The organism is Kitasatospora sp. NPDC001539 (genome assembly GCF_040298565.1).
Classification (GTDB): domain Bacteria; phylum Actinomycetota; class Actinomycetes; order Streptomycetales; family Streptomycetaceae; genus Kitasatospora.
On record NZ_JBEPAK010000424.1, the window covers coordinates 1 to 3,163 of the forward strand.

The 3,163-nt window shown below is 74.6% G+C and carries 3 protein-coding genes; 2 read left to right on the top strand and 1 reads right to left on the bottom strand.

What is annotated here, in order from left to right:
* The coding region (locus ABT247_RS32785) for a carboxyl transferase domain-containing protein (RefSeq protein ID WP_350750143.1) at positions 1–333 on the top strand (333 nt) is incomplete at its 5' end.
* 494 nt (positions 334–827) lie between these two features.
* Positions 828–2,756, top strand: coding sequence for an AfsR/SARP family transcriptional regulator (locus ABT247_RS32790; protein ID WP_350750144.1), 1,929 nt, complete (start codon positions 828–830; stop codon positions 2,754–2,756).
* Between the two features lie 47 nt (positions 2,757–2,803).
* On the opposite strand, the gene ABT247_RS32795 is transcribed toward ABT247_RS32790, so the two are convergent.
* Entirely contained in the window at positions 2,804–2,959 is a 156-nt protein-coding gene (locus ABT247_RS32795) for a hypothetical protein (protein WP_350750145.1), read from the bottom strand.
* Positions 2,960–3,163 lie beyond the last annotated feature (204 nt).

Below are 3,163 nucleotides of genomic sequence, written 5' to 3' on the forward strand. Positions count from 1 at the left end.
GCCTACATCGTCATGGACTCCCGCTCCATCGGCGCCGACCTGTCGTACGCCTGGCCCACCAACGAGATCGCGGTGATGGGCGCCGAAGGCGCCGCGAACGTGGTCTTCCGCCGGGAGATCGCCGCCGCCGACGACCCGGACGCGACCCGAGCCCAGCTGGTCAAGGAGTACACCGCCGAGCTGATGCACCCGTACTACGCGGCCGAACGCGGCCTGGTGGACGACGTCATCGACCCGGCCGAGACGCGGGCGACGCTCATCGCCGCACTGGAGATGCTCGCCACCAAGCACGCGCCGCTGCCGTCCCGCAAGCACGGGAACCCGCCGCAGTGAGCGGGCGCGCGGCGGCCGCGGCCGACCCGGTGCTCCGGTATTGCACGGGCAGCCGGGGGCCGGGAACCGGCCGCCCTGGCGGCAACCCTGGCGCCGGCTGTCCAGCGTTGCGCCAGCGGACCTGCCGGACCCCGGCGGACCGCCGATGCGGACCGTCGGGGGCGCGCCGCCGCCCGCGTCTTCCCGAGCCGAGCCTGACAGGTTCCTGCAGGACGGCTTGGCTCCGCGCTGCACCGACTGGTAGCAAGGGCGGAGCGGCAAGATCGAAAACACGCGGCCACGGCCGAGGGGAGACGGCTGACGACCCGGGTGGTGCCCGGCTTCCCGGCCTCTCCCGACCACGCCGCGACACGGCAGGTGGAGGAGTTCGACACAACGGTGCGGCGGAAGCGGGCAGCCCGGCTCGACCGGGGGGTGCGAGGTGAGGAGTGCCCATGAGGGCGGCTCAGTACGGTCGTCCCGACACGGAGGCGGCCGGGCGGAACGAGCGTGTCATGGTTCACCTCAAGGCCTCGGGCGTCATCGGGAAAGCGGACGTCCGCCTGGCGGAACCCACCCTGGAGTTCCGACTCCTCGGCCCGGTGGAGGCGGTGGCCGACGGCCGGGAGATCAGGTTGGACGGTGCCAAACAGCGGTCCGTCCTGGCCGCCCTCCTGCTGTCCGACGGCCTCCTGCTGCCCGACGAGCGGCTGAGCGCCCTGCTCTGGGGCTGGGATCCACCGGCCACCTGGACCGCACAACTGCACACGTACGCCTCCAGGCTGCGCGGTCGGCTGGGGCCGCAGGTCGACCTGATCCGCCGCGCGCCCGGCTACCGGCTCGACATCGGCTCGGCCCGGGTGGACCTCCACGAGTTCCGTCGGGACGCCGAGCTCGGCCGGCGCGCCCTGGAGGCCGGCGAACACCGCCGTGCCGCCGACCTGCTCTCCGCCGCGCTCGGGCACTGGCGCGGCACGCCGCTCACCGGCGTGACCGCGCAGCTGGCCGAGAAGGCACTGCCGGAACTGGAGGAGAGCCGGCTCGCCGCCCTGGAGAACCGCATCGAGGCCGATCTCGCCCTGGGCGGTCACCGGGCCGCCGTCCCCGAACTGCGCGGACTGGTCGCCGAGCACCCGACCCGGGAGCGCCTGCGCGGGCAGCTGATGGCAGCCCTCTACCGCTGCGACCGGCAGAGCGACGCGCTGGAGGTGTACGAGCAGGGGCGGCGCCTGCTCGCCGAGGAACTGGGCGTCGACCCGGGTGCGACCCTGCGCGAGCTGCACTCGCAGGTCCTCTCCGGCACCCTGCCCGGGCCGGCCGCCGCCCACCCGCCGACGGCAGTGCTGAGCGCGCCACCGGCACCGGCCCCGCCCGGCGGCCATCCGGCCTCCGAACGCCCCACCGGCGCGTGGACCGGAGTCGTGCCGGTGCTGTTGCCGCCGGCCGTCGCCGACTTCGTCGGGCGGCAGCGCCACCTCGCGGCGTTGCAGGCCGCCTTGGGCGGGGCGGCGCAGGACCGCCCGGCCTGTCCCGGGGAGCCGACCGGCCCGATCCTGCTGACCGGCGGTGCCGGCTGCGGGAAGTCCGCGCTGGCCGTCCAGGCTGCCCACCTCGCCCGGTCGGGCTTCCCCGATGGCGTCCTCTACGCCGACCTGCGCGGCCCGGACGGCCTCCCGCGCGACCTCGCCGAGGTCCTCCGCGCCTTCCTGTGCGCCCTCGGGGCGGATGGGCGCCGACTGCCGGACGGTCCGGACGAGCTGGTCCGGCTCTACCGGAGCCGACTGGCCGGACGGAAGGTCCTGGTGCTGCTGGACAACGCCGAGGACGAGCGGGCCGTCCGTCCGCTGCTCACCTCCGACGAGTGCGGCCGTACCGTCGTCACCAGCCGCTCGGCGCTCGCCACGATCGAGGGGGCGCAGCGCTTCTGGGTCGGCCCCCTGGAGTTCCCGGAGGCCTACCAGTTGCTCGCCGTGGCCGGCCGGGAACGGGTGAGCACGGATCCGGGGGCGACGGCCCGGATCGTCGAACTCTGCGACCGGCTGCCGCTCGCGCTGCGGATCTGTGCGAGCCGACTGGCCGCCCACCCGCACTGGACGGCGGCCAGACTGGCCGACCGACTCACCTCGGCGGAGAACCGCCTGGACGAGCTGCGCCTCGGTGAACTGGACGTCAGGGCCAGCCTGGCGGCGGATCTGCGGAGAGTGCACCCGGCCGCCCGTACCGCCCTTCGGGCCTTCGCGCGGGCCGGGGCCGACAGCGTGTCCCTCGCGGACGCCGCCAGGCTGCTCGGCTGCTCCGACTGCGAGGCGGAGGAGGTGCTGGAGCTGCTGACCGAGGCCAGGCTGCTGACCGCCGATCCCGAGCCTGCGGAACTGCTCTACCGCATGGGTTCGTTGGTCCGCCTCGTCGCCCAGGAACAGCCGGCCGCCGCGCTCGTGGCCTGAGTCACCCCGCCCCGGGGCGTGGCCGACCGGTCTGCCTGACCGCGGCGTCAGCCGCAACCGCCCGCGTGACCGAAGTCCAGGCTGCGGCCCGGCATCGGCGCTACCGTCGCCAGTAGGCCGGGGTCGTCGAGAATGAGCTCGATGTCGAGGTACTCCGGGCGCGCCTGCTCGGGCGCGGCCGTGTCCGTGGTGGTCGTTTCCATGGTGGCCTCCGGTCCCAACTCGTGGGTCTCCTGGTCGTGGAGCGAGGATCCGACGTGCGGCTATGGCGTCCCTATCGGTCCCCTGCGGTCGTGTCGCCGGGATCGAGAGCGGCCCTATAGAAGTCCTATGGGCACCTCGGGTAGCGTCCTGGGCACCGCGAGGGGCGCCCAGGGCTGGGCACCCCTCGCCGTGGGACGGGCGTC

Coding starts and splice junctions, on each gene's coding strand:
- ABT247_RS32790 (WP_350750144.1), top strand. CDS start 828: ATGGTTCACCTCAAGGCCTCGGGCGTCATCGGGAAAGCGGACGTCCGC.
- ABT247_RS32795 (WP_350750145.1), bottom strand. CDS start 2,959: ATGGAAACGACCACCACGGACACGGCCGCGCCCGAGCAGGCGCGCCCG.